Genomic DNA, 23,566 nt, shown 5'->3' on the forward strand with positions numbered 1-23,566 from the left:
CCGCCATAGCCGATCCGCCCGCCGCCTGTCACCTGCCCCGGCGCGAAATGCCGCCATGCGCTGCGCGCAAATGCCGCATCAACCCTGCCAGGCCGGCTTGCGGCGCTCAAAGAAGGCGCCGATGCCCTCTGAGGCCTCGGGGCCTTCCCAGACGGCGACCAGCGCCTCGATGCTGGCCTCGATCTCGGCCGGGCCGACCGGCGGGCCAAGGCGGCGGGCAAGGCGCTTGGCCGCGGCCACCGCGCCGGGGGCGCAGGCCAGACAGGGCGCAATTTCCGCCTCGATCGCCGCATCCAGCGTCACGGCATCCGCAAGGCCGGCGATCAGGTCCAGACGCATCGCCTCCTCGGCGCCGAACAGCCGGCCGGACATGAAGACGCGCCGCGCCTTTCCCTCGCCCATGCGGGCCAGCACATAGGGGCCGATGGTGGCGGGGATCAGCCCAAGTCTCGTCTCGGTCAGGGCGAACCGCGCCTCGGGGACGGCGATCGCCACGTCGCAGACCGAGATCATGCCGATGCCGCCGCCGAAGGCATTCCCTTGCACCCGCGCGATCAGGGGCTTGGGCAGGGTGTTCAGCGCATGCAGCATCATCGCCAGTTCGCGGGCGCCCTGCCGGCGGTTATCGGCATCCGCCCGCATCTGGTCCTGCATCCAGCCCAGATCGCCGCCGGCGCAAAAGCTTTTGCCCTTGGCGGCCAAAACGACGACGCGCACCGCCGGATCAACGCCCAGCGCCTGCGCCGCCGCGGTCAATTCGCGGATCATCTGCGCCGAAAGCGCATTGTGCTTCTCGGCCCGCGCCAGCCACAGATGGGCGACGCCGCGGCTGTCGGTGTCGATGCGGAGCGTGTCCATCAGGCGTTCCCCCTCAGCCCCTGCGCCATCAGGGCAGCGCGGGCGATGATCTCCGTGTTCAGGCCGGGATCAAAGCCCCGCGCCGCCAGATGCGCCGCGACCTTTTCGGTCGCGACATTGCCCTTGGCGCCGGGGGCATAGGGGCAACCGCCCAATCCCCCCACGGCGGCGTCAAAGACCCTGATCCCGCGCGCAAGGCTCGCGTCGATGTTTTCCAGCGCCCGGCCGGCGGTGTCGTGGTAATGCCCGGCCAGCCTTTCGGGCGGCAATTCCTCCAGCACCGCGGCCAGCATGGCGTCGATGCTTTCCGGCCGGCCCTGGCCGATGGTGTCGCCAAGGCTGATCTCATAGCAGCCCAGATCGCGCAGTGCCGCCGCCACGCGGGCGACATTGCCGGGCGGCGTCGGCCCGTCATAGGGACAGTCCGTCACCACCGAGACATAGCCCCGGACCGGCACCCCATCCGCCCGCGCCGCCGCCGCCACCGGGGCAAAGCGTTCAAGGCTTTCGGCGATGGATGCGTTCAGATTGGCGCGGGAAAACCCCTCCGAAGCCGAGGCAAAGATCGCCACCTCATCGGCGCGGGCCGCGCGCGCGGCGGTGTAGCCCTTCATGTTCGGGGTCAGCACCGCGTAGCTGACGCCCGGTGCGCGGGTGATGCCAGCCATGACCTGCGCCCCGTCGGCCATCTGCGGCACCCATTTCGGCGAGACAAAGCTGGTGACCTCGATGCGCCGGAACCCCGCCTGCGACAAGAGATCGACCAAAGCGATCTTGTCGGCGGCCGGGATCAGGCGCTTTTCGTTCTGCAACCCGTCGCGCGGGCCCATCTCGAAGATCTCGACGCGGGGCATCGGGTTATTCATCGGTTTCCTCAAGCCGGATCAGCGCCGCGCCGGCCTCGACCTGATCGCCGGGGGCGGCCAGCACCTCGGCCACGCGCCCGTCGCGGGCGGCGGTCAGGGTGTGCTCCATCTTCATCGCCTCAAGGATCGCGAGCCGGTCGCCGGCCGCAACCTCCTGCCCCGGCGTGACGAAAACCGCCTTCACCAGCCCCGGCATGGGCGAGAGCGTGAGCCCGCCGCCCGCCTCATCACCGCCGCGCGCCAACGGGTCGAGCGGCACCAGCGTCAGCGAGCGCCCGCCAAAGACGCTGGTGCCCGCCGCATGATTGACGATGCGCGAGCGACGCGGCCCGCCATCGACCCACCAGCGCCCGCCATGCCAGCTGATCTCATGCATTTGGCCGTCCAGGGTGACGCGGGCGGCACCCGGGCCCAGCACCTCAAGCACCGCCTCGCCGCCCTGCCAAGCGATGCTGCGGCGCAGAGGTTGCCAAAGCGTGATGCCGCCTCGGATCAGCGGATCGTCAAGGCCCGCCAGTCCCAGCACCGCCAGCGCTCTTGCCCGTGGGTCGGGCTCGGCCGCGGCGACAAGGGCGGTCAGGTCGCGGGCGATCAGCCCGGTGTCGACCTGACCCTTGCCGAAACCCTCGTGCCGCGCCAGCGCGATCAGGAAATCGACATTGGTGACCGAGCCGCCGACCTCGGTATCGACCAGCGCCGATTCAAGCTCGCGCAGCGCGATGGCGCGGGTGGCGCCGTGCGTGATGACCTTGGCGATCATCGGGTCATACCAGGGGCTGATCGTGTCGCCCTGGCGCACGCCGGTCTCGATCCGGGCGTGGCTGGGGAAGGAAAGATGCGCAAGCCGGCCGGTGGCGGGCAGAAAGCCCGCGGGCACGTCCTCGGCATAGAGGCGCGCTTCGAAAGCGTGGCCGGTGATGGTCAGGTCCTGCTGTCGCGCCGGCAGGGGTTCACCGCTGGCGACGCGCAGTTGCCATTCGACCAGATCGACGCCGGTGATCGCTTCGGTCACCGGATGTTCGACCTGCAGGCGGGTGTTCATCTCCATGAACCAGAAACGGTCGGGGTGCAGCCCGTCGGAGCCGTCGACGATGAACTCGACCGTGCCCGCGCCCGCGTAACCGATGGCCTCGGCGGCGCGGGTGGCGGCCTCGCCCATGGCGGCACGCATCTCGGGTGTCATGCCCGGCGCCGGGGCCTCCTCGATCACCTTCTGGTGGCGGCGCTGCAGCGAGCAGTCGCGTTCAAAGAGGTGGACGGCGCGGCTGCCGTCGCCAAAGACCTGCACCTCGATATGGCGGGGCTGCTGGATATATTTCTCGATCAGCACCGCAGGGTTGGCGAAGGCGGTCTCGGCCTCGCCCTGCGCCGAGGCGAGTGCTGCGGCGAAATCTGCCGGGCGCTCGACCAGCCGCATGCCCTTGCCGCCGCCGCCCGCCACCGCCTTGATCAGCACCGGATAGCCGATCTGGTCGGCCTGCGCCCTGAGATGCGCACCGTCCTGATCGACGCCGTGATAGCCGGGAACCACCGGCACGCCGGCATCCGCCATCAACGCCTTGGCCGCATCCTTGAGCCCCATCTTGCGGATCGCCTCGGCCGAGGGGCCGATGAAGGTGAGGCCGGCGGCGGTGACCTGATCGACGAACTCCGGGTTCTCGCTGAGAAAACCGTAGCCGGGGTGGATCGCCTCGGCCCCGGTGGCTTGCGCTGCGGCGATGATCACCTCGGCGCGCAGGTAGCTGTCGCGGGGCGCCGGGCCGCCGATATGGACCGCCTCATCGGCCATGGCGACATGGCGCGCGCCGTGGTCGGCGTCGGAATAGACCGCGACCGTGCGCACCCCAAGGCGACGGGCGGTGTCGATGACGCGGCAGGCGATCTCGCCGCGGTTGGCGATCAGGATCTTGTGGAACATGGGCGTTCCTTTCGCTGGCGGCAGCCGGGGGCTTCGCGCCCCCGGACCCCCGCGGAGTATTTGGAGAACGAAGAAGTCACGGCTGCACCTCGCGGAGGGCGCGGGTGAGCGTGGCGAGGCTTGTGGCATCGAAGGCGACGAGGATGACATCGAGTTCGAGGCCGCTGTCGCGGATACTGCAGATGGCGATCTCCGCCGCGCGCTTGGGCGGGAAGCCGTAGATGCCGGTCGAGATGGCCGGGAAGGCGATGGTTTGCAACCCGTGCTGCCGGGCGAGCGTCAGGCTGTTGTGGTAGGCCATGGCGAGCAGCGCTTCCTCATTGGCGCTGCCGCCCCGCCAGACCGGGCCGACGGTGTGGATGACGTGTTTCGCGGGCAGGTTGTGGCCGGCGGTGATGCGCGCCTCGCCGGTGGGGCAGCCGCCGATCTGGCGGCATTCGGCCAGCAGGCCGGGACCCGCGGCGCGGTGGATGGCGCCGTCGACGCCGCCGCCGCCGAGAAGCGAGGAATTGGCGGCGTTCACAATGGCATCGACCGCGAGCTTGGTGATGTCGCCTTGCCAGATGCGGATGTGGATCTGGGTCATCGTCACATCCGGAAAATGCCGAAGCGCGTCGGCGGGATCGGGGCGTTCAGGCTGGCGCGCAGGGAAAGCGCAAGCACGTCGCGGGTTTTCCTTGGGTCGATGATGCCGTCGTCCCAGAGCCGGGCCGAGGCATAGAGGGGGTGGCTCTGGCGTTCGAACATCTCGATGGTGGGGCGCTTGAATTCTGCCTCCTCCTCGGGGGACCAGCTGCCGCCCGCGCGCTCGATGCCGTCGCGGCGCACGGTGGCCAGCACCCCGGCCGCCTGTTCGCCGCCCATGACCGAGATGCGGCTGTTGGGCCATGTCCAGAGAAAGCGCGGCGAATAGGCGCGGCCCGACATGCCGTAATTGCCCGCGCCGAAGCTGCCGCCGACCAGCATGGTGATTTTCGGCACATTGGTGGTGGCGACGGCGGTGACCATCTTGGCGCCGTGGCGCGCGATGCCCTCGTTTTCATACTTTCGCCCGACCATGAAGCCGGTGACGTTTTGCAGGAACACCAGCGGGATGTTTCGCATCGAGCAGAGTTCGATGAAATGCGCGCCCTTCTGCGCGGCCTCGGAAAAGATCACGCCGTTGTTGGCGATGATGCCGATCGGGCAGCCCTCGAGATGGGCAAAGCCGGTGACCAGGGTTTCGCCGAAGCGGGGTTTGAATTCGTCGAAGCGCGAGCCGTCGACCACGCGGGCGATGACCTCGCGGATGTCGTAGGGGGTGCGCAGGTCGGCAGGGACGATGCCGAGGATGTCTTCGGGGTCGTAGGCTGGCAGTTCCGGCGCTTGCCACGCAACCGTCTGCGGGCGGCGGAGGTTCAGGTGGGCGACGCTGCGCCGCGCGAGGGCGAGGGCGTGGGCGTCGTCCTCGGCCAGATAATCGGCGACGCCGGACAGGCGCGTATGCACGTCGCCGCCGCCGAGGTCCTCGGCGCTGACCACCTCGCCGGTCGCGGCGCGGACCAGGGGCGGGCCGGCGAGGAAGATCGTGCCCTGGCCCTTGACGATGATCGTCACGTCCGACATCGCCGGGACATAGGCCCCGCCCGCCGTGCAGGATCCCATGACCACGGCGATCTGCGCGATGCCCTGCGCCGACATCTGCGCCTGATTGTAGAAGATGCGGCCGAAATGGTCGCGGTCGGGAAAGACCTCATCCTGGTTGGGCAGGTTGGCGCCGCCGCTGTCCACCAGATAGACGCAGGGCAGCCGGCATTCCTGCGCGATTTCCTGTGCGCGCAGGTGTTTCTTCACCGTCATCGGGTAATAGGTGCCGCCCTTGACCGTCGCGTCATTGGCGACGACCATGACATCCTGCCCATGCACGCGGCCGATGCCGGCGATGACGCCAGCGGCCGGGGCGTCACCGTCATACATGCCATGCGCCGCCGTGGCGCCGATCTCCAGGAACGGGCTGCCGGGGTCGAGAAGGTTCGCCACCCGCTCGCGCGGGGGCATCTTGCCGCGGCTGGTGTGACGCTCAAGCGCCTTGGCGCCGCCGCCGGCTGCGGCCAGCAGCGCTGCCTCGCGCACGGTCTCGAGCATCGCCAGATGCGCGGCGCGGTTGGCGCGGAAGCTGTCCGAGGACGGCAGCGCCGAAGTGCCAAGCTTCATCGCTTCTTCCTTTCGCTCTGGGTGCCGGAGATCATTCCATGCCCTCGGTCAGGGCATGAAGGCGCAACGCCTGTTCGGCGGTCAGTTCCATCAGGCAGCCTGCCGCGGCCGGGCCGCCCAAGGTGCCGCCCTGATACTGCAGATGCTGATAGCGGCAGGTCGCGTCGCGAAAGGCAATCCAGTGCCGCTGCGCCTGTTGCAGCGCGGGTGCGGCCGGCTCGGCGGCCGAACCAAGCTGTCCTGCCTCGGCATCGGACGCTTTGGCGACTTTCATCACCTTGCTGTACCAGGCGTTCAGCAGCCGGTCCCAGTCCTTGCTTTCGGCCATCAGGCAATCGACCATGCCGACAGTCGTATCCCCGCCCGGAGCCGCCATGCAGGCGTCGGATGCCTTGCCGATACAGGCCCGCAAATCGGTTCCATCCGCTGCCGCACGATCCAGACAGCCGGGCAGCAGGGTCGCGTCATAGGCTGGGCCGTCCTGCGCCAGGGCCGGGGTTGCGATCATCAGCGCCAAGATCATCGCGCGCATCAGGCCAGTTCCATCAGCTGGCGGCCGATCAGCATGCGGCGGATTTCGCTGGTGCCGGCGCCGATCTCCATCAGTTTCGCGTCCCGAAACAGGCGCGAGACCACCGAATCGTTCAGGAATCCCGCCCCGCCCAGCGCCTGCACCGCCTGATGCGCCTGCACCATCGCCTGTTCGCTGGCGTAAAGCACCGCGCCGGCGGCGTCCTGACGGGTCACGCGGCCCGCGTCGCAGGCCCGTGCCACCTCATAGACATAGGCCCGCGCGGTGTTCAGCGCCACATACATGTCGGCGATCTTGCCCTGCATCAGCTGGAAGGAACCGATGGCCTGCCCGAACTGCTTGCGGTCGCGGACGTAAGGAATGACCTCATCGAGACAGGCGGCCATGATCCCGGTGCCGATGCCCGACAGCACCAGCCGTTCGTAGTCAAGGCCCGACATCAGCACCCGCACGCCCTTGCCCTCACCGCCAAGGATGTTCTCGGCCGGGACCTCGCAGTTCTCAAAGATCAGCTCGCCGGTGTTCGAGCCGCGCATGCCAAGCTTGTCGAAATGCGGGCTGGTGGAAAAGCCCTGCATGCCGCGCTCGACGATGAAGGCGGTGATGCCTTTCGATCCGGCCTCGGGGTCGGTCTTGGCATAGACCACCAGCACATCGGCATCCGGCGCATTGGTGATCCAGTATTTGTTGCCGTTCAGCACATAGCCGTCACCGCGCTTCTCCGCCCGCAGCTTCATCGAGACCACGTCGCTGCCCGCCCCTTCCTCGGACATGGCCAGCGCGCCGACATGTTCGCCCGAGCACAGTTTCGGCAGGTATCTGCGCCTCTGCGCCTCCGAGCCGTTCAGCTTGATCTGGTTCACGCACAGGTTCGAATGCGCGCCATAGGACAGGCTGACCGAGGCCGAGGCCCGCGCCAGTTCCTCGGTGGCGATGACATGCGCCAGATAGCCCATGCCGGCGCCGCCGAATTCCTCGGGCACGGTGATGCCCAGCAGGCCGATCTCGCCCATCTCGCGCCACATGGCGTTCGGAAACCGGTTCGAGCGGTCCACATCCGCCGCGATCGGCCTGATGCGTTCCTGCGCCCAGCGGTGCACGGTCTCGCGCAGCGCGTTCACGTCCTCGCCCAGGTCGAACTCCATCCCCGCTGTGAACATCGGCCACCTCTCCTGATTATTGAACGATTGTTCATTTACCTGCTTATGCCGCCGGCCCGGCCCCGCCGTCAAGCCAGGAACCAAAGCCCGCGGCATTTGCCGATCCTGCGCCCAAGCGGGGATCGGGGCAAGCGCCGCGCTGCGTTGACAAGCCAGAGGCCGCGCGCCATCCAGACGCCAAAGCGCAAGGATGCCCGATGACGCCCGAACCCGACCCCGCCTGCGCGCGGCTGCTGCTGTTGCGCCATGCGCCGCTGGCCGGCCCGGGTCTGGTTGGGCGGCGCGACCTGGCCGCCGATTGCAGCGACAGGGCGGCGCTTGCCTGGGCGCGCGCGGCACTGGTCGGGGCGCAGTCGTACTGGGCCAGCCCGGCCCTGCGCTGCCGCCAGACCTGCACCGCCCTGGGTCTTGTCCCCGAATGGCATCCCGACCTGTGGGAGCAGGACTTTGGCGCATGGGAGGAACCGGGCGCCACCATCCCCGACCTCGGGCCGCTGCCCCCCGGCGATCTGGCCCGCCATCGCCCGCCGGGGGGAGAAAGCTTTCTCGACATGGCGAAGCGCGTGCAGCCGTGCCTGCTGCAGGCGCGCGGCACGGTGGCGATCGTCGCCCATGCCGGCACGGTGCGCGCGGCGCTGGCGCTGGCCGTCGGGCCGGCGGCGCTGTCATTCTCCGTGGCGCCGCTGTCGCTGAGCGTCCTGCTGCGCAGCCCGGCCGGCTGGGCGGTCGAGGCGGTGAACCGGATCGCGCCATGATCCTGACGCAATCCACCCTGACCGTGGCACTGGTCGCGCTGCTGATCGACGCCGCCATCGGTTGGCCCGCGGTGCTGTATCGCCGCGTGTCGCATCCGGTGGTCTGGATCGGGCGACTGATCGCGGCGCTGGATGCGCGCTGGAACCATGGCCACCGCCGCATCGCGCGCGGGGCGCTGGCGGTGCTGGTGACACTCGGCGCGGCGGTGCTGCCGGCGCTGCTGCTGACGCGGCTGCTGGCACCGCTGCCCTTTGGTCCGCTGGCGCTGGGGGTGCTGGCCTGGCCGCTGGTCGCCACGCGCGCACTGCATGACCATGTGGCGGCAGTGGCGCACCCGCTGACCCTGGGCGATCTGGCGGGGGCAAGGGCGGCGGCGGCACTGATCGTCGGCCGCGACCTGCAAGACGACCCCGCCCCCATCGCCCGCGCCGCGCTGGAAAGCCTTGCCGAGAACGCCTCGGACGGGGTGGTGGCGCCGCTGTTCTGGGCCGCCATCGCCGGCCTGCCGGGCATCGCCGCATACAAGGCGATCAATACGCTGGATTCGATGATCGGGCATCTCAGCCCGCGCCATGCGTTGTTTGGCCGGGTGGCGGCGCGGCTGGACGATCTGGTGAACCTGCCGGCCTCGCGCCTGACCGGGGCGCTGATCGTGCTGGCCTCGCGGTCGCGGCGGGCCTGGCGGGTGATGCGCCGCGACGCGTGCCGCCACCGCTCGCCCAACGCAGGCTGGCCCGAGGCGGCGATGGCCGGGGCGCTGGACGTGCGCCTCTCGGGTCCGCGCAGCTATCAGGGCACCCTGTCGCCCGAGCCCTGGCTGAACGGCGCCGCCCGCGACCCCGGCGCGGCGGACCTGCAGCGGGGCCTGCGGCTTTATCGCCGCGCCATGGCGCTGATGGGACTGGGACTGGTCCTGCTGCTGGCGCTTTAGCCAACCTCAGGCGCATCGCTGGCGAACTTGATGACGGCACCCATGATTGGCTTACCGGGACCGACACCGCCGGGAAACTGCCATCCCATATGCGTCACACTTTCGATAATACAGCAGGCAAGCTCGGCGACATGAGTTTGGATTTGCTGCAAGCGCGCCACATCGACCGACGAGTCAAAGACCTCCATCCGGCGACTGACAAAAAACGGCACCGACGCGCCATCCTTGTCCGGCACTCCCCATGAACCGTGGCAAAGAGCATTTCGCCACACCGCTGCCTTCTTGAGGGCGTCAACAAGCTCAGCGCAGTTCGGGATCGTCGCGTCAGGATTGTCCTTTACCGCCTTGCCGTAAGATTCTGCCAGATTCCACAATTGGTCGGTCAATGCGCGTTCAAGCTGCGGCGTCCAGGCTTGATAGGCCGCGTCGACTTCTTCCCGGCTGTATTGCCGGGTCGCCGTCAACGCGAAGATCGCCTTGCCCAGCATCTCCTCCAGGAAACCATAGGTCGCAATCGTGCGTCCCAGCCACTCCCAGAACTCGGGCCCGTGCCGATGAGTCGGGAACATCGGTGGCAGGCTGTCCCAGTCACTGATCGGGCGCATCACGTTGTCCTCGCTGGTCATGTCTTCCATGCTTCCCGTTCAGAGGTGCGGGCAATATCCTGCACCGACCGGAATGCGTCCAGAGCCCCCCGAAGGCCAAGACGCAGCGGCTGCACCTCAAATGCAGGGGTTCAGACTGGAGGACGCCCAGCCGGCGCCATCAACCCTCAGGACCAGTCGAAGAAATCGGCAGGTGCGCGGCTGCGCAGTTCATCGGCCAGGTCGGTGCCCATGGCGGCGCCGTCCGAGACCGGGCCGATGCGCTCACCCGAGATGACCTCGCTGCCGTCGGGGCGCAGGATCTCGCCGCGCAGGTGCAGCAGGTCGCCCTCCAGCACCGCAAGCCCGGCGATCGGCGTCTGGCACGAGCCGTCGAGCCGCGCAAGGAAGGCGCGCTCGGCCGTCACCCGCAGCGTGCTGGCCCGGTCCGAGATTGCGCCCAGCAGCACAGCTGCGCGCGCGTCACCCGCGCGGCGCTCGACCCCGATGCAGCCCTGCGCCACGGCGGGCAGCATGTCGTCGGGATCGACGGCGCCGCGCGCCACATGCAGCATATTGAGCCGTGCCAGACCCGCCATGGCCAGGAAGGTGGCGACCGCGACGCCTTCCTCAAGCTTTTTCAACCGCGTCTGCACGTTTCCCCGGAACTCGACCAGCTTCAGGTCCGGGCGGCGCAGCGCCAGTTGCGCCCGCCTGCGCAGGCTGGAGGAGCCGACCACCGCCCCCTGCGGCAGTTCCGCGATGGCACCAAAGCGGTTGCTGACGAAGGCATCGCGCACATCCTCGCGCGGCAGATGGCAGTCGATTACCAGCCCTTCGGGTTGCAGAGTCGGCATGTCCTTCATCGAATGCACGGCGATGTCGATGTCATGCGCCAGCAGCGCATCCTCGATCTCGCGGGTGAACAGGCCCTTGCCGCCGATCTCTTTCAGCGGCCGGTCCAGCACCCGATCGCCGGTGGTCTTGATCACCACGATCTCGAATGCCTCGGCGGGCAGGTGATGCGCGGCCATCAGCCGCGCGCGCGTCTCATGCGCCTGCGCCAGCGCAAGCGCCGAGCCGCGGGTGCCGATACGGATGGGGTTCTGTCTGTCGGGCATCTGGGTCATGGCACGGGCTTAGCGCCACGCCCCGGCCTTGACAACGGGGACGCGCGCGCCATGAAGGGGCGCAACGAGGTGAGACATGTCCGAAAAAACCATCCTGCGCGCGCTCGCGGGCGAGCGTTTGCCCGTGCCTCCGGTCTGGATGATGCGCCAGGCCGGGCGCTATCTGCCGGAATACCGCGCCACCCGCGCGCAGGCGGGCGACTTTTTGTCGCTGTGCTACAATCCCGATCTGGCGGCCGAGGTGACGCTGCAGCCGATCCGCCGCTACGCGTTCGACGCGGCGATTCTGTTCGCCGACATCCTGCTGCTACCGCAGGCGCTGGGGCTTGATCTGTGGTTCGAGACCGGCGAGGGGCCGCGGCTTTCGACCGTGACCAGCGCCGCCGGGGTCGCCCGACTGCGCCCCGCCGATGCCGTCCACGACCGGCTGTCCCCGGTCTATGAGACGCTGCGCATCCTGAAACGCGAATTGCCGCGCCAGACCACGCTGATCGGCTTTGCCGGCGCGCCCTGGACCGTCGCCACCTACATGATCGCCGGCCGCGGCACCCCGGACCAGGCCCCGGCCCATGCGATGAAATCCGCCGACCGCGCCGCGTTCCAGGCGCTGATCGAGCGCATCACCGAGGCCAGCATCACCTATCTCTCGGCCCAGATCGAGGCCGGGGCCGAGGTGATCAAGCTGTTCGACAGCTGGGCCGGCTCGCTGCGGGGCGCGGATTTCGACGATTTCGCCATCGCGCCGACGCGCAAGATCATCGCCGAACTCAAGGCCCGCCACCCGGGCATCCCGGTCATCGCCTTCCCGCGCGAAGCCGGGCCGCGCTACGCGGGCTTTGCCCGGGCCACCGGCGCCGATTGCGTGGCGCTGGACAATTCCGTGCAGGCCGACTGGGCCGCGGCCGAGGTGCAGAAGGACGGCTGCGTGCAGGGCAACCTCGATCCGCGGCTGCTGGTCAGCGGCGGCGAGGCGCTGGTCTCGGAGACCCGGCGCATCGTCAGCGCCTTCGCGGGCGGGCCGCATATCTTCAACCTCGGCCACGGGATCACCCCCGATGCCGACCCCGACAACGTCACCCGCATGCTGGCGGCCATCCGCGGCTGATGGGCTGGATCCTTGCGACGCTGATCGCCGCCGGCGCCCAGACCGCCCGCAATGCCGCGCAAAGGCGGCTGACCGCGGAACTGGGCACCATGGGGGCGACGGCGGTGCGCTTTCTGTTCGGTCTGCCCTTTGCCCTGCTGGCGCTGGCCGCGCTCGCCCTGACGACGCCGATCCCGCTGCCCGGCGCCGCCAGCCTCGGCTGGGCGGGGCTTGGCGCGCTGGCGCAGATCGCCGCCACGGCGCTGATGCTGAACACCATGGAAAGCCGCAGCTTCGGCGTCACCACCGCGCTCTTGAAAACCGAGCCGGTGACCCTGGCGCTGATCGGCGCCCTGCTGCTCTCCGAGCCGCTGGGCCCGGCGCGCATGGCGGCCATCGCCACGGCGGTGCTGGGCGTGGTCATCATCTCGGGGCTGCGCTGGCAACACGGCGACTGGCGCGCGGCGGGGCTGGGCATCGCCGCGGGCGCGCTGTTCGGCCTGTCGGCGATCGGTTTTCGCGGCGCCATCCTTGCCCTGCCCTTCGGCGCCTCGGCCGGCCGCGCCGTCAGCATCCTTGCCCTCAGCCTTGCCCTGCAGGGGCTGGCGATGGTGCTGTGGCTGGGCCTGCGCCAGCCCGCGGCGCTGCGCGGCATGGTCCGGCACTGGCGGCCCTCGCTGGCGGCGGGCGCGCTCGGGGCGCTGGCCTCGCTTTTCTGGTTCATCGGCTTTGCGCTGACCGCCGCCACCAATGTGCGCACCCTGGCGCTGGTCGAGGTGGTGATGGCGCAGATCGTCTCGGGGCGGGTCTTTCGCGAGGGCGCCAGCCCGCGGCACCGTGCCGGGATGGCGCTGATCGTGCTGGGCGTGGCGGCGCTGATCGCCGCCAGCGGCCTCTAGGCCCGCGCCCGTCGCAATGCCATTGCCGCATCGGCGCGGATCGGATAATGCGCTGCGCATGACCCCTCAGACCGCGCAACCCGATTTCGATCTGGATGAGATCTCCGCACGCATGTTGCGCATCCTTGCGGTCAACGGGCGCATCTCGAACCAGGACCTCGCGGCCGAGGTCGGGCTCTCGCCCTCGGCCTGCCTGCGCCGGGTCCAGGACCTGGAACGGCGCGGCGCCATCCTTGGCTATCGCGCGGTGATCGCACCTGCGGCGCGCGCCGCGGGCTTCACCGCCTATGTCACCGTCGGCCTCGCACGCCACTCGAACGAGGCGCAGCAGGCGTTCGAGCGCGCCTGCCTGGCCGCGCCCGAGGTGCGCGAATGCCACAACATCACCGGCTCGGTCGAATACCTGCTGCGGGTCGAGGTGCGCGACCTTGAATCCTACCGCCGCTTTCACAGCCAGGTGCTGGGCGCCTTTCCCCAGATCGCCACCATGACCACGCATGTGGTGATGGAGACGGCCAAGGACGAACGCGCCTGACCCCCGGTCCATTCCGGTTTCCAGCCGGCCGAATCGCCGCCGCGCCACGGTTCGGACTTTCCGCCCCCTGCCCCGCGGGCTAACAAGGTGCCATGACCCTGCCCACCCTCTCACCGGATCAGGCCGAAGCCTGGGATGCGCTGACCGCGGCGCTGGCGCAATCGGGCATCGACCTGATCTCGGAGCAGATCGCGCCGCTGACCGCGGGCAAGGGCCGGGTCATGGCGGTGATCGGCAAGGCAGGCTCGGGCAAGACGCTGCTGCTGGCGGAACTGACCAGGGCCCTGCGCGCCGCCGGGGTCGAGCTGATCTCGGGCGACTATGAGAGCAAGCGGCGCAAGGAAAGGCGCAGCGTCGCCATCCTCGCCCCGACCAACAAGGCGGCCTTCGTGCTGCGCACCCGCGGCGTGCCGGCGACCACCATCCACCGCATCCTCTATACCCCGCTTTACGACCCGCAATACGAACGCATCGCCGACTGGCTGACCGGCGCGGGCGAGCGCCCCCGGCCCGAGGCCCTGGTCGGGGGTCTGGTCGGGGGTCTGGTCGGGGGGCTGACCGAGGCGGCGCTCGACCGCGCCAAGGCGTTTTACGACCAGCATGCCTCGATCCCCGGGGCGCTGGCGGCGGCGGGGCTGCGCGGCTCGGATTTCATCCGCGGCTGGAAGCGGCGCGAGGACGGGCTGGACATCGGGCTGATCGACGAATCCTCGATGCTGGACGAGCGCCAGTTCGAGGACCTGCGCGAGATCTTTCCGCTGCTGATCCTGTTCGGCGACCCGGCGCAGCTTGCCCCGGTCGGCCAGTCCGGGCAGATGGTCTTTGACCGGCTGGCGGCGCCGCAGCGGCTGGTGCTGGACCGCATCCACCGGCAAGAGGGCGACAGCCCGATCCTGGATCTGGCGCATGCGCTGGCCGATCCCGGGCTGGAATTCGACGCCTTCGAGCGCATGATCCGCGACGCCGCCCGCCGCGATCCGCGGGTGATCTGGGCCGAGCGGGTGCAGTCCGACCTGATGGCGCAAAGCCCGGTGCTGGTCTGGCGCAATGTCACCCGGGTCAGGCTGATCCAGGCGTTCCGCGCCGCCTATGGCGCCCCGGGCGACGCGCTGCTGCCCGGCGAGCCGCTGATCTGCGACGGGCTGGAACTGCCTCTGAAGCACCGCAAGAAGCGCATCGACCTCGAGGCGCGCGGGCTGATCAAAGGCGCGCAGGTGATCTATCTGGGGCCGGGCAGGAAGCCCGGTTTCTCGCGCCTGCATGTCGTCGGTGCCGAGGAACCGCGGTTTTCCGCCGCCTCGATCGTCAAGATCGAGACCCCCGATGTCGAGGAACCCTTCATCCCCTATGCCGCACGCATGGGCGCGACCTTTCTGCATGGCGCGGCGGTGACCATCCACAAGGCGCAGGGCAGCCAGTGGCCCGATGTGCAGGTCTTTGCTCCCGACCTCGCCGCCGCCGCCTGGTCGGGACGCAACGAGGCTGGCATCCCCCTGTGGAAACGCCTGGCCTATGTCGCCATCACCCGCAGCCAGGAACGGCTGCACTGGGTGGTGAAATCGCGCCTCGCCCGCCCCTCGGCGCCCTTGGGCACCAGCCATCTGGATGCGCCGGCGGTGCCCCTGACCCTTGCCCCCGAGGAGACGGCGCAGCCCTGACCGGCGCGGCCGCGGTCAGCGGCTGCGCGAGACTGCCTGGCGGCCGGGGCGCAGCTGGCGCATGCGCAACTCCAGCGCCTCGATCAGTGCCTCGCGCGGCAGGCCGGTCTCCTGCGACAGGCGCAGCAGGCCGAAATGCACCCGCGCCAGTTCCTGGTAGTAACGGGTGAAACTGTAGTTGATCGCGGCGCCCGCCGCCGCCCCCAGCACCGGGACGGTCTGCGCCGCCAGCTTCTGCGCCAGCGACACCGACAGTCGCGGCGCCACCCGCGCGATCAGCGCCTGCACGGTCGTGCCGGTGATCGTCACCCGCGCCGCGATCAGGCCAAGGTCGGTGCCGTCGTCGTCCGCCAGCGGCCCGGCGGCGGCAAAGACATGCAGCGCCTCGCGCCGGATGCGGTCGCTGTCCGGCTCGAACCCGTGTTCGGCGGCGATGTCCATGATGGCGCGCAGCAGCAGGGTCACGGTCAGCGGCAGTTCCAGCACCGCGCCGCCGATGCCCGCCAGCCCGCCCACTGCCCCCGAGGCGGTGGACAGCATCCTGTTGAACCCGTCGCCGCGTTCGCGCAGCCAGCCGCGCGACAGCGAGGCCGCGCCAAAGGCCCGGTTCAGCGCCCGCAGCGTCAGCCGGTCGCTTTGCGCGCGCACCGCGTCGGGCAGGCGCGCAAGCAGGCTCTCGGCCCTGCCGCCGATGGCCGAGACCAGCTCCATGCCGATGCCGCCGGCATCCAGATAGCGCCGCGCCAGCCGGTCGATCTCGGCATGCACGGTCGGGTCGGTGATCGGCGGCAGCACCGCCTGCCGGCTGTCGATCTGGGCATTCGTGGTCATCGCATGGGCATCCTGTTGCACGTCCCGCCGGCGCCGCCATTCGGGCCGCGCAAGGGAACCCGCGCCGCGGCCGCGGGGTTCCTTGCCGCCGGCCCGCGCGCCGGCGAATGCAACGTATCAGGAAAACACCCGCCATGAAGACCCTTCGCATGATCCCGGCCCTGGCGCTGGCCGCCGGGCTTGCCGCCAGCCAGGCCACCGCCGAGACCGTGCCATCGTTTGCCGATCTGGGGCGCGACCCGGCGCTGACCGCGGCTTACCGGCAGCTTGCAGCCGGGGCGGACCTGCCCGGCTGGCTGCAGGACGGGGCGGTGACCACCCCCGGGCAGATCGTGGGCTTTGGCGGGCAGGAATTCGTCGCGGTCAGCGCCTGCCGCCAGCACGATTGCGCCGCCCAGCGCTTTGCCATGCTCTATGACCCCGAGACCGGCGCGGCCTTCGGCCTGCTCTCCTCGGTCGAGGGCGAGACCGCCGAGCAGCTGCGCTGGCTTGGCATCGGTGGCGGACCCGAAAGCATCGACGGGCGCACGATCCTTTATGCGGCGCTGACCGGCAGCCTGGCGAACCACCCCGGGGCGTTCAGCTATCCCCGCTAGGCGGGCCTGCCGTGCCGGTGTCGCGCTCGGCAGGGTCGCGCTCGACATGGCCGGTGACGCCCTGCCAGGCGCCGGGCAGCAGTTCCAGCCCCAGCACCCGCTCGGGGTTGGTCGGCGGCGGCATCTCGACGCGCTCGAGCTTCCAGAAGCCGAAGCGGCGGTAATAGGGCAGATCGCCGACCAGCATCACCCGCGCCCAGCCCAGTTCGCGCGCGCGGCCGAGGCTTTCGCGCATCAAGAGCCCGCCCAGCCCCTCGCCCTGCGCCGTCGGATGCACGGCGACCGGCCCCAGCAGCAGCACCGGCTGCCCGCCCACCCGCACCGGCCAATAGCGGATGGCACCGACCGGCAGGCCGAAATCGTTGCGCAGCAGCAGGCACAGCTGCGCGACCGGCGCCACGCCGTCGCGCAGCCGATACGAGGACAGCGCCGTGCGCCCCGGCGCAAAACACAGGTCCATCAAGGCCTCGACCTCGGGCGTGTCCTCGGGGGTTTCGCGGCAAAGCTCGTACATTGTGCCTCGCGGATTCGGTTGTGCCGGTTCGGGCCCGGGACCGGGTAACATGCAAGGCGGGCGACGAAAACCGCCTCTGCATTCCCGAGGGCCGGAAATCGGCGCCGCATCCGGACTTGACGCGCGCCGCGGCAGCGGTCACTGCTGCCAGCCGGGCCTGCACGACCGGAGGCGCCCATGTTCTATCGACCCGAGGCCGGGCATGGCCTGCCGCTGAACCCGCTGAACGCCATCGTCGCGCCGCGGCCGATCGGCTGGATCTCGACCCGGGGCCGGATGGGCGACAATCTGGCACCCTATTCCTTCTTCAACCTGACCGCCTATGCGCCGCCGCAGGTGATGTTCGCCTCGACCTCGGCCAAACGCGACCGGCCGGGCAGCAAGGACAGCGTGGCGCAGATCGCCGAGAGCCGGGTATTCTGCGTCAATATCGCCGACGGCCGCATGCGCGCGCAGGTGAACACCACTTCCGCCGCCCTGCCCGCCGGCGAAAGCGAGTTCCTGGCCGCCGGCATCGAAGCCGCCGAATGCCTGACCATCGACTGCCCGCGCGTCGCCCAGGCCGCCGCGGCGCTGGAATGCCGCATGACGCGGGTGCTGCGGCTGGCGGGGGCGGCGAATGTCATGGTGCTGGGCGTCGTCACCGGCATCCACCTGCGCGAGGACTGCCTTGCGGACGGCCGCTTCGACCTGCGCCCCCACGGCTGGCTGGCGCGCATGGGCTACAAGGATTACACGATCACCACCGAGACATTCGAGATGGAGCGCCCATGAACGACCGCCCCTTGCACGACAGCCGCGGCATCCGCGACCTTGTGCGCAGCATTCCGGATTTCCCGCATCAGGGCATCCTGTTTCGCGACGTGACCACGCTTTTCGCCGATGCCCGCGGCTTTCGCATGGCGGTGGACCAGCTGCTGACCCCCCATGCCGGGGACCGGATCGACAAGGTGGTGGGGCTCGAGGCGCGCGGCTTCATCCTGGGCGGCGCGGTGGCGCATCAGCTTTGCGCGGGCTTCGTGCCGATCCGCAAACAGGGCAAGCTGCCCGGCGCGGTGCTGAGCCAGGCCTATGCGCTGGAATACGGCGAGGCCGTGATGGAGATCCACCAGGACGCCCTGAACCCGGGCGAGCGGGTGCTGATCGTCGATGACCTGCTGGCCACCGGCGGCACCGCCGAGGCCGGGACAAGGCTGTGCGAACGCCTGGGCGCGCAGGTCGTCGGCTGCGCCTTTGTCATCGAACTGACCGGACTTGGCGGGCGGGCGCGTCTGGAGGGGCTGGGCCATGAGGTCCATGCCCTGACCAGCTTCGACGAAGGCTGAGCGGGCCGGGTCTGGCGGGCCAAATCCGGCGTGTCACGTCCGCGGCGGCTGAATTCCGCGCCCGCGCCTTGCGGGGGGGCGCCGGCGCGGTTAGGTGGGGATCATGGACAAGAAACCGCCCCTGACCCTTTACCTCGCCGCGCCGCGCGGCTTTTGCGCCGGCGTCGACCGCGCCATCAAGATCGTCGAGATGGCGCTGCAGAAATGGGGCGCCCCCGTCTATGTGCGCCACGAGATCGTGCACAACAAGTTCGTCGTGGACGGGCTGCGCGACAAGGGCGCGGTCTTTGTCGAGGAACTGGACGAATGCCCCGCTGACCGGCCGGTGATCTTTTCCGCCCATGGCGTGCCGAAATCAGTGCCGCTCGAGGCGCGCCGGCGCGAGATGGTCTATGTCGATGCCACCTGCCCCCTGGTCTCCAAGGTCCATGTCGAGGCCGAGCGCCACCACGCCGAGGGGCTGCAGATGGTGATGATCGGCCATGCCGGCCATCCCGAGGTGCTGGGCACCATGGGGCAGTTGCCCGAGGGCGAGGTGCTGCTGGTCGAATCGGTCGAGGATGTCGCCCTGATCGCGCCCCGCGATGCCGCGCGCCTGGCCTATATCACCCAGACCACGCTTTCGGTCGATGACACGGCGGCCATCGTCACGGCGCTGCAGGCGCGCTTTCCCGCCATTGTCGGGCCGGCCAAGGAGGACATCTGCTATGCGACCACCAACCGCCAGGCCGCGGTCAAGGCGATCGCCGGCCGCATCGACGCGCTGTTCGTGATCGGGGCGCCGAACAGTTCCAACTCGCGCCGGCTGGTCGAGGTGGGCCGCGCCGCCGGCTGCGCCTATTCGCAGCTGGTGATGCGGGCCGATCAGATCGACTGGCGCGCCATTGCCGGCGCCCGCGCGGTGGGCGTCACCGCCGGCGCCAGCGCCCCCGAGGTGCTGGTCGACGAAGTCGTCGCCGCCTTTGGCGAAAGGTTCGAGCTGACCGTGGAACTGGTCGAGACCGCGCGCGAGAATATCGAGTTCAAGGTGCCGCGCGTGCTGCGCGAGGCTTGAAGGGGCCTTGCAACCGCCCTGCGGGGCTGTCTGGAAAACGGAAATGACGTGGAGTCCCCTGATGAAGCTCTGGTCGATGCCTTCCTCGGGCAACAGTTACAAGGTGCGTCTGCTGCTGGCGCTGCTTGGTCGCGGCTGCGAGACCGTCGATGTCGAGGCGGGATCGGCCGCGCTGGCGGCGGCGCGGGCGACGGGGCGGCTGCCCTTCGGCAAGGCGCCGGTGCTGGAACTGGCGGATGGCACGCTTTTGCCGGAATCGAACGCGATCCTGTGCTTTCTGGGCGAGGGCACGCGATTCGTGCCGGCCGATCCGGTCCTGCGCGCGCGCATGCTGGCCTGGATGTTCTGGGAGCAGAACCAGCATGAGGGCGTGGTGGCGGTGCGCGGGGCGCTGAATTTCTATCCCGAGCGGCGCGCGCAGGCCACGCCCGGGCGCATGGCCGACCTGCTGGAGCGCGGCCATGCGCTACTGCAGGTCATGGAGGACCGGCTGGCGGCGCATGACTGGCTGGTGGACGGGGGCGCGAGCCTCGCCGATGTTTGCCTTTACGGTTATACCTGCACCGCCGGCGAACGTGGCGGCTTCGACATGGCGCGGTTCCCCGGCATCGGGCGCTGGCTGGCGCGGATCGCAAGCCTGCCGGGCTATCGGGGGCCGCAATCGTGACCGCGCTGCATGCCTGGACCGATGGCGCCTGCAGCGGCAATCCCGGCCCCGGCGGCTGGGGGGTGCTGATGCGCGCGCTGGACGGCCAGACGCTGCTGAAGGAACGCGAGCTTTCGGGCGGCGAGGCCGAGACCACCAACAACCGCATGGAGCTGATGGCGGCGATCAGCGCGCTCGAGGCGCTGAGCCGGCCGAGCGAGATCACCCTGACCACCGACAGCGCCTATGTGAAGAACGGCGTCACCCAGTGGCTGCACGGCTGGAAGCGCAACGGCTGGCGCACCGCCGACCGCAAGCCGGTGAAGAATGTCGATCTGTGGCAGCGGCTGGAGGCGGCGCAGGCGCGTCACAAGGTGCGCTGGGAATGGATCAAGGGCCATGCCGGCCACCCCGAGAACGAGCGCGCCGACGCGCTGGCCCGCGCCGGCATGGCGCCCTTCAAGCCGCGAAAGGCCGCGGGATGAACATTGATCACCTGGTGCTGGCGCTGGACTATGCCAGCGTGGCAATTTTTGCCCTGACCGGCGCGTTGGTGGCCAGCCGCGGCCAGCTCGATGTCGTGGGCTTCATCTTTTTCGCCGTGCTGACCGGCGTCGGCGGCGGCACGCTGCGCGATCTGGTGCTGGGGCGGGTTCCGGTGTTCTGGATCGGCCGGCCGGAACTGCTGCTGCTGACCTCGGGCGCGGCGATCGTGGTGTTCTTTACCGCGCATCGGCTGGAGAACCGCTTTCGCGCCATCCAGTGGCTGGACGCCTGCGCGCTGGCCGTGGCGGTGCCGGCCGGGGTCGGCGTCGCCCTGGGCGTGGGCGTCAGCCCGATCGTGACGGTGCTGATGGGGGTGATGACCGGCACTTTCGGCGGCCTGATGCGCGATGTGGTCGGCAACGAGGTGCCGATGGTGCTGCGCAAGGGCGAGCTTTACATCACCGCGACCTTCGGGGGCGCGGTCGCGGCGCTGGTCGTGCTGGCCATGGGCGCGGAACTGCCCAGCGCGCTGTTCATCTGCGGCGTCGTCGTGCTGGGCCTGCGCGCCGGCAGCATGGTCTTTGGCTGGCGCCTGCCGGTCTATCGGCCGCGGCCACGCCGCAACGGGCTTTGACGCCGGGCGGGCCGCAGCCGGTTTCCATCCGTTTCCGGCCTGTCCAGCCGCGCGGTGCCTGGGCTGCGCCTTGCGCCCGGCGCAGGAAATCGTTGACACAAGCCATGCAATTTCTCGATGTTTTCTTCGGAAGACGGAGGGGGACGCATGATTGCGAATCGTCGGCGGGCATCGCCCATCGCCGCGATTGGCGCGGCGCGTCCGGGCGATGACGGCGCGCCCGGCGTCGGGCCGGTGGTATCCTCGGCGCATCTGGCCTCGGGCCGGCTGCCGGGCCTCTCCGAGGTCGAATACGGGCTGATCACTACCCGCCGCGCCGGCAAGGAAAAACTGGTCTCGATCAGCGATGCGGGGTTCGATGCCTGCCAGCGCTACGGCCAGCTGCGCGACAAGCTGCTTCTGGACATCGCCGCCGAAAGCCGGCTGTCCGAGGACCGGCTGTCCGAGGCGGCGGCGCTCTTGCGCATGCTGTCGGGCGCCTATGACCAGGCCGCGCGCGCGGCCGCAACCTTCTGAGGGGGCAGATGACCGAGCGCGACCCTGCGGTACTTTTGAACGTCGAGAACCTCTCGGTGCGCTTCGGCGCCTCCGAGGTGGTCAGCGGGCTGAGTTTCTCGGTGCGCGCCGGGCGCACCACGGCGGTGGTCGGCGAAAGCGGCTCGGGCAAGTCGGTCACCTCGATGTCGGTCATGCGCCTGGCGGACATCGCCGGCGCGACCTATCCGCAGGGCCGCATCCTGTTTCACCGCGACGGCCAGCCCCTCGATCTGATCGGCTGCGACCAGAGGGCCATGCGCCGCATCCGCGGCAATGAGATCGCGATGATATTCCAGGAGCCAATGACCTCGCTCGATCCGCTGTTCACCATCGGCGACCAGCTGTCCGAGGTGCTGATGCTGCACGAGGGCAAGTCCCGCACCGAGGCGCTGGCCGCGGCCGAGCAGCTGCTGGAACTGGTGCGCCTGCCCGATGCCGCGCGCCAGCTGCGCCGCTATCCGCACCAGCTGTCGGGCGGCATGCGCCAGCGGGTGATGATCGCCATGGCGCTGGCCTGCCGCCCGAAACTGCTGATCGCGGACGAGCCGACGACGGCGCTGGACGTGACCGTGCAGGCGCAGATCCTGACCATCATGAAGGACCTGCAGGCCGAACTGGGCATGGCGATCATCTTCATCACCCATGACATGGGCGTGGTGGCGGAAATGGCCGATGATGTCGTGGTCATGCGCCATGGCCGCAAGGTCGAGGAAGGCCCGGTCGAGCAGATTTTCACCGCCCCGCGTCACCCCTATACGCGCGCGCTGCTCTCGGCCGTGCCGCGGCTGGGCTCGATGGCCGGGCGCCGGTATCCGCTGCGCGAGGCGCTGACCGTGCTCGAGGGCGACGAGGCCCGGCTCGAGGGCGAGACCCGCGATCAGGACACCGCCGATTATGCCGTGCCGCCGCTACTGCAGGTGCGCGATCTGGACGTGCATTTCGATGTCGCGCGCACCTTCTGGGGCCGGACCACGCATCGCGCCTGCGCAGTCAACCGCGTCAGCCTGTCGCTCTGGCCCGGCGAGACGCTGGCGCTGGTCGGTGAATCCGGTTCCGGCAAATCCACCATCGGCCGCACCATCCAGCAGCTGCAGGCCGCCAATTCGGGCGAGGTGTTGTTCGACGGCAAGCCCCTGTCGGGCATGGACCGCGCCGCCCGCCAGCGATTGCGCCGCGAGGTGCAGTATATTTTCCAAGACCCTTTCGCCTCGCTCGATCCGCGCAAGACCGTGGGTTTTTCCGTGGCCGAGCCGATCCGCACCCACGGCCTCATGGACGATGATCGTGCCATCGAGGCCCGCGTGGGCGAGCTCCTGGAGCGCGTCGGGCTGCAGCCCGCCATGGCGCGGCGCTATCCGCATGAATTTTCCGGCGGCCAGCGCCAGCGCATCTGCATCGCCCGCGCGCTGTCGTCGCAACCGCGGCTGATCATCGCCGACGAGGCGCTGTCGGCGCTGGACGTGTCCGTTCAGGCGCAGGTGATCAACCTGTTCATGGATCTGCAGAAGGACGAGGGGCTGGCCTATCTGTTCATCAGCCATGACATGGCGGTGGTCGAAAAGATGAGCCACCGCGTCGCTGTGCTTTACACCGGGCAGATCATGGAACTGGGCTCGCGCGCGCAGGTGTTCGAGACGACCGCGCATCCTTATACCCGCCGGCTTTTGTCGGCGGTGCCGGTGGCCGATCCCGGCCAGCGCAAGGCCCGCCCGATGCTTGAAGGCGAGATCCCCTCGATCCTGCGCCCGGTCGGGCAGGAACCGCCGCCCATTCCGCTGCACGAGATCGCGCCGGGCCATTTCGTCGCCGAACATTGACCAAAGAGGACACAGGGAGAAG

At 69.5% G+C, this 23,566-nt stretch carries 26 protein-coding genes; 15 read left to right on the top strand and 11 right to left on the bottom strand.

All coding sequences use genetic code 11. From position 1 onward, the window contains the following. Positions 1-78 precede the first annotated feature (78 nt). The 7 genes from WMK75_RS06550 to WMK75_RS06580 form a co-directional block, all read right to left on the bottom strand. Positions 79-861 (bottom strand): crotonase/enoyl-CoA hydratase family protein, encoded by a 783-nt coding sequence (locus WMK75_RS06550; protein ID WP_347266898.1) that lies wholly within the window; start codon positions 859-861, stop codon positions 79-81. Continuing rightward, a complete protein-coding gene (locus tag WMK75_RS06555) occupies positions 858-1,712 on the bottom strand; it encodes a hydroxymethylglutaryl-CoA lyase (RefSeq protein WP_347266866.1) in 855 nt (284 codons plus the stop codon). Before WMK75_RS06555 ends, WMK75_RS06550 begins: the two co-directional genes overlap by 4 nt. Positions 1,713-1,716: 4 nt before the next feature. After that, positions 1,717-3,642: a biotin carboxylase N-terminal domain-containing protein gene (locus tag WMK75_RS06560; RefSeq protein WP_347266867.1), complete on the bottom strand. Its 1,926-nt coding sequence runs from the start codon at positions 3,640-3,642 to the stop codon at positions 1,717-1,719. Between the two features lie 76 nt (positions 3,643-3,718). Further along, positions 3,719-4,228 carry an O-acetyl-ADP-ribose deacetylase gene (locus WMK75_RS06565; RefSeq protein WP_347266868.1) on the bottom strand — a complete coding sequence of 170 codons (510 nt, stop codon included), beginning with the start codon at positions 4,226-4,228 and terminating at the stop codon, positions 3,719-3,721. A gap of 2 nt (positions 4,229-4,230) precedes the next feature. Next, the gene (locus WMK75_RS06570) at positions 4,231-5,835 is read right to left on the bottom strand and encodes a carboxyl transferase domain-containing protein (RefSeq protein ID WP_347266869.1); all 1,605 of its coding nucleotides are present in this window, start codon (positions 5,833-5,835) and stop codon (positions 4,231-4,233) included. Positions 5,836-5,866: 31 nt separating this feature from the next. Continuing rightward, a complete protein-coding gene (locus tag WMK75_RS06575) occupies positions 5,867-6,367 on the bottom strand; it encodes a lysozyme inhibitor LprI family protein (protein ID WP_347266870.1) in 501 nt (166 codons plus the stop codon). Continuing rightward, positions 6,367-7,527: an isovaleryl-CoA dehydrogenase gene (locus WMK75_RS06580; protein ID WP_347266871.1), complete on the bottom strand. Its 1,161-nt coding sequence runs from the start codon at positions 7,525-7,527 to the stop codon at positions 6,367-6,369. The genes WMK75_RS06575 and WMK75_RS06580 overlap by 1 nt, the downstream gene beginning before the upstream one ends. 197 nt (positions 7,528-7,724) lie before the next feature. Between WMK75_RS06580 and WMK75_RS06585 the strand changes: the two genes are divergently transcribed. Together WMK75_RS06585 and cbiB are read left to right on the top strand one after the other, a co-directional pair. Next, positions 7,725-8,282, top strand: a complete 558-nt coding sequence (locus tag WMK75_RS06585) for a histidine phosphatase family protein (protein WP_347266872.1) — start codon at positions 7,725-7,727, stop codon at positions 8,280-8,282. Continuing rightward, positions 8,279-9,214: an adenosylcobinamide-phosphate synthase CbiB gene (gene cbiB / locus WMK75_RS06590; protein WP_347266873.1), complete on the top strand. Its 936-nt coding sequence runs from the start codon at positions 8,279-8,281 to the stop codon at positions 9,212-9,214. Before WMK75_RS06585 ends, cbiB begins: the two co-directional genes overlap by 4 nt. Here the strand turns inward: cbiB and WMK75_RS06595 are convergent. Both WMK75_RS06595 and hemC read right to left on the bottom strand, forming a co-directional pair. After that, positions 9,211-9,840, bottom strand: a complete 630-nt coding sequence (locus tag WMK75_RS06595; RefSeq protein ID WP_347266874.1) for a hypothetical protein — start codon at positions 9,838-9,840, stop codon at positions 9,211-9,213. The genes cbiB and WMK75_RS06595 overlap by 4 nt on opposite strands. Positions 9,841-9,986: 146 nt before the next feature. Continuing rightward, entirely contained in the window at positions 9,987-10,928 is a 942-nt protein-coding gene (gene hemC, locus WMK75_RS06600; protein WP_347266875.1) for a hydroxymethylbilane synthase, read from the bottom strand. Positions 10,929-11,004: 76 nt separating this feature from the next. Here hemC and hemE point away from each other — a divergent pair, with 76 nt between their 5' ends. The 4 genes from hemE (at position 11,005) to WMK75_RS06620 (ending at position 15,104) form a co-directional block, all read left to right on the top strand. Further along, on the top strand, positions 11,005-12,033 hold the full coding sequence (gene hemE / locus WMK75_RS06605; protein WP_347266876.1) for a uroporphyrinogen decarboxylase: 1,029 nt from the start codon (positions 11,005-11,007) through the stop codon (positions 12,031-12,033). Continuing rightward, on the top strand, positions 12,033-12,911 hold the full coding sequence (locus WMK75_RS06610) for a DMT family transporter (RefSeq protein ID WP_347266877.1): 879 nt from the start codon (positions 12,033-12,035) through the stop codon (positions 12,909-12,911). Before hemE ends, WMK75_RS06610 begins: the two co-directional genes overlap by 1 nt. A gap of 58 nt (positions 12,912-12,969) precedes the next feature. Then, the gene (locus WMK75_RS06615) at positions 12,970-13,446 is read left to right on the top strand and encodes an Lrp/AsnC family transcriptional regulator (protein ID WP_347266878.1); all 477 of its coding nucleotides are present in this window, start codon (positions 12,970-12,972) and stop codon (positions 13,444-13,446) included. A gap of 92 nt (positions 13,447-13,538) precedes the next feature. Continuing rightward, a complete protein-coding gene (locus WMK75_RS06620) occupies positions 13,539-15,104 on the top strand; it encodes an AAA family ATPase (RefSeq protein ID WP_347266879.1) in 1,566 nt (521 codons plus the stop codon). Between the two features lie 15 nt (positions 15,105-15,119). Here WMK75_RS06620 and WMK75_RS06625 read toward each other — a convergent pair whose 3' ends face one another. Further along, complete coding sequence (locus WMK75_RS06625) at positions 15,120-15,935, bottom strand: EcsC family protein (RefSeq protein WP_347266880.1); 816 nt, start codon at positions 15,933-15,935, stop codon at positions 15,120-15,122. A gap of 134 nt (positions 15,936-16,069) precedes the next feature. Here WMK75_RS06625 and WMK75_RS06630 point away from each other — a divergent pair, with 134 nt between their 5' ends. Continuing rightward, positions 16,070-16,531 carry an Ivy family c-type lysozyme inhibitor gene (locus WMK75_RS06630; RefSeq protein WP_347266881.1) on the top strand — a complete coding sequence of 154 codons (462 nt, stop codon included), beginning with the start codon at positions 16,070-16,072 and terminating at the stop codon, positions 16,529-16,531. On the opposite strand, the gene WMK75_RS06635 is transcribed toward WMK75_RS06630, so the two are convergent. Next, on the bottom strand, positions 16,515-17,045 hold the full coding sequence (locus WMK75_RS06635) for an N-acetyltransferase (protein ID WP_347266882.1): 531 nt from the start codon (positions 17,043-17,045) through the stop codon (positions 16,515-16,517). The genes WMK75_RS06630 and WMK75_RS06635 overlap by 17 nt on opposite strands. A 177-nt stretch (positions 17,046-17,222) precedes the next feature. Here WMK75_RS06635 and WMK75_RS06640 point away from each other — a divergent pair, with 177 nt between their 5' ends. The 8 genes from WMK75_RS06640 (at position 17,223) to WMK75_RS06675 (ending at position 23,544) form a co-directional block, all read left to right on the top strand. Next, on the top strand, positions 17,223-17,819 hold the full coding sequence (locus WMK75_RS06640; protein ID WP_347266883.1) for a flavin reductase family protein: 597 nt from the start codon (positions 17,223-17,225) through the stop codon (positions 17,817-17,819). Next, positions 17,816-18,370 carry an adenine phosphoribosyltransferase gene (locus WMK75_RS06645; protein ID WP_347266884.1) on the top strand — a complete coding sequence of 185 codons (555 nt, stop codon included), beginning with the start codon at positions 17,816-17,818 and terminating at the stop codon, positions 18,368-18,370. Before WMK75_RS06640 ends, WMK75_RS06645 begins: the two co-directional genes overlap by 4 nt. A 103-nt stretch (positions 18,371-18,473) precedes the next feature. Beyond that, positions 18,474-19,424 (top strand): 4-hydroxy-3-methylbut-2-enyl diphosphate reductase, encoded by a 951-nt coding sequence (gene ispH, locus WMK75_RS06650; protein WP_347266885.1) that lies wholly within the window; start codon positions 18,474-18,476, stop codon positions 19,422-19,424. Between the two features lie 43 nt (positions 19,425-19,467). Beyond that, positions 19,468-20,091: a glutathione S-transferase family protein gene (locus WMK75_RS06655; protein WP_347266886.1), complete on the top strand. Its 624-nt coding sequence runs from the start codon at positions 19,468-19,470 to the stop codon at positions 20,089-20,091. Beyond that, positions 20,088-20,555 (top strand): ribonuclease HI, encoded by a 468-nt coding sequence (gene rnhA, locus WMK75_RS06660; RefSeq protein ID WP_347266887.1) that lies wholly within the window; start codon positions 20,088-20,090, stop codon positions 20,553-20,555. Before WMK75_RS06655 ends, rnhA begins: the two co-directional genes overlap by 4 nt. Beyond that, positions 20,552-21,190 (top strand): trimeric intracellular cation channel family protein, encoded by a 639-nt coding sequence (locus WMK75_RS06665; RefSeq protein WP_347266888.1) that lies wholly within the window; start codon positions 20,552-20,554, stop codon positions 21,188-21,190. The genes rnhA and WMK75_RS06665 overlap by 4 nt, the downstream gene beginning before the upstream one ends. A 147-nt stretch (positions 21,191-21,337) precedes the next feature. Continuing rightward, the gene (locus WMK75_RS06670) at positions 21,338-21,706 is read left to right on the top strand and encodes a hypothetical protein (protein ID WP_347266889.1); all 369 of its coding nucleotides are present in this window, start codon (positions 21,338-21,340) and stop codon (positions 21,704-21,706) included. Positions 21,707-21,714: 8 nt separating this feature from the next. Further along, positions 21,715-23,544 (top strand): ABC transporter ATP-binding protein, encoded by a 1,830-nt coding sequence (locus WMK75_RS06675; RefSeq protein ID WP_347266890.1) that lies wholly within the window; start codon positions 21,715-21,717, stop codon positions 23,542-23,544. The last annotated feature ends 22 nt before the right edge of the window (positions 23,545-23,566 follow it).

Origin of the sequence: Paracoccus sp. (in: a-proteobacteria) (genome assembly GCF_039808215.1) — a bacterium.
Classification (GTDB): domain Bacteria; phylum Pseudomonadota; class Alphaproteobacteria; order Rhodobacterales; family Rhodobacteraceae; genus Paracoccus.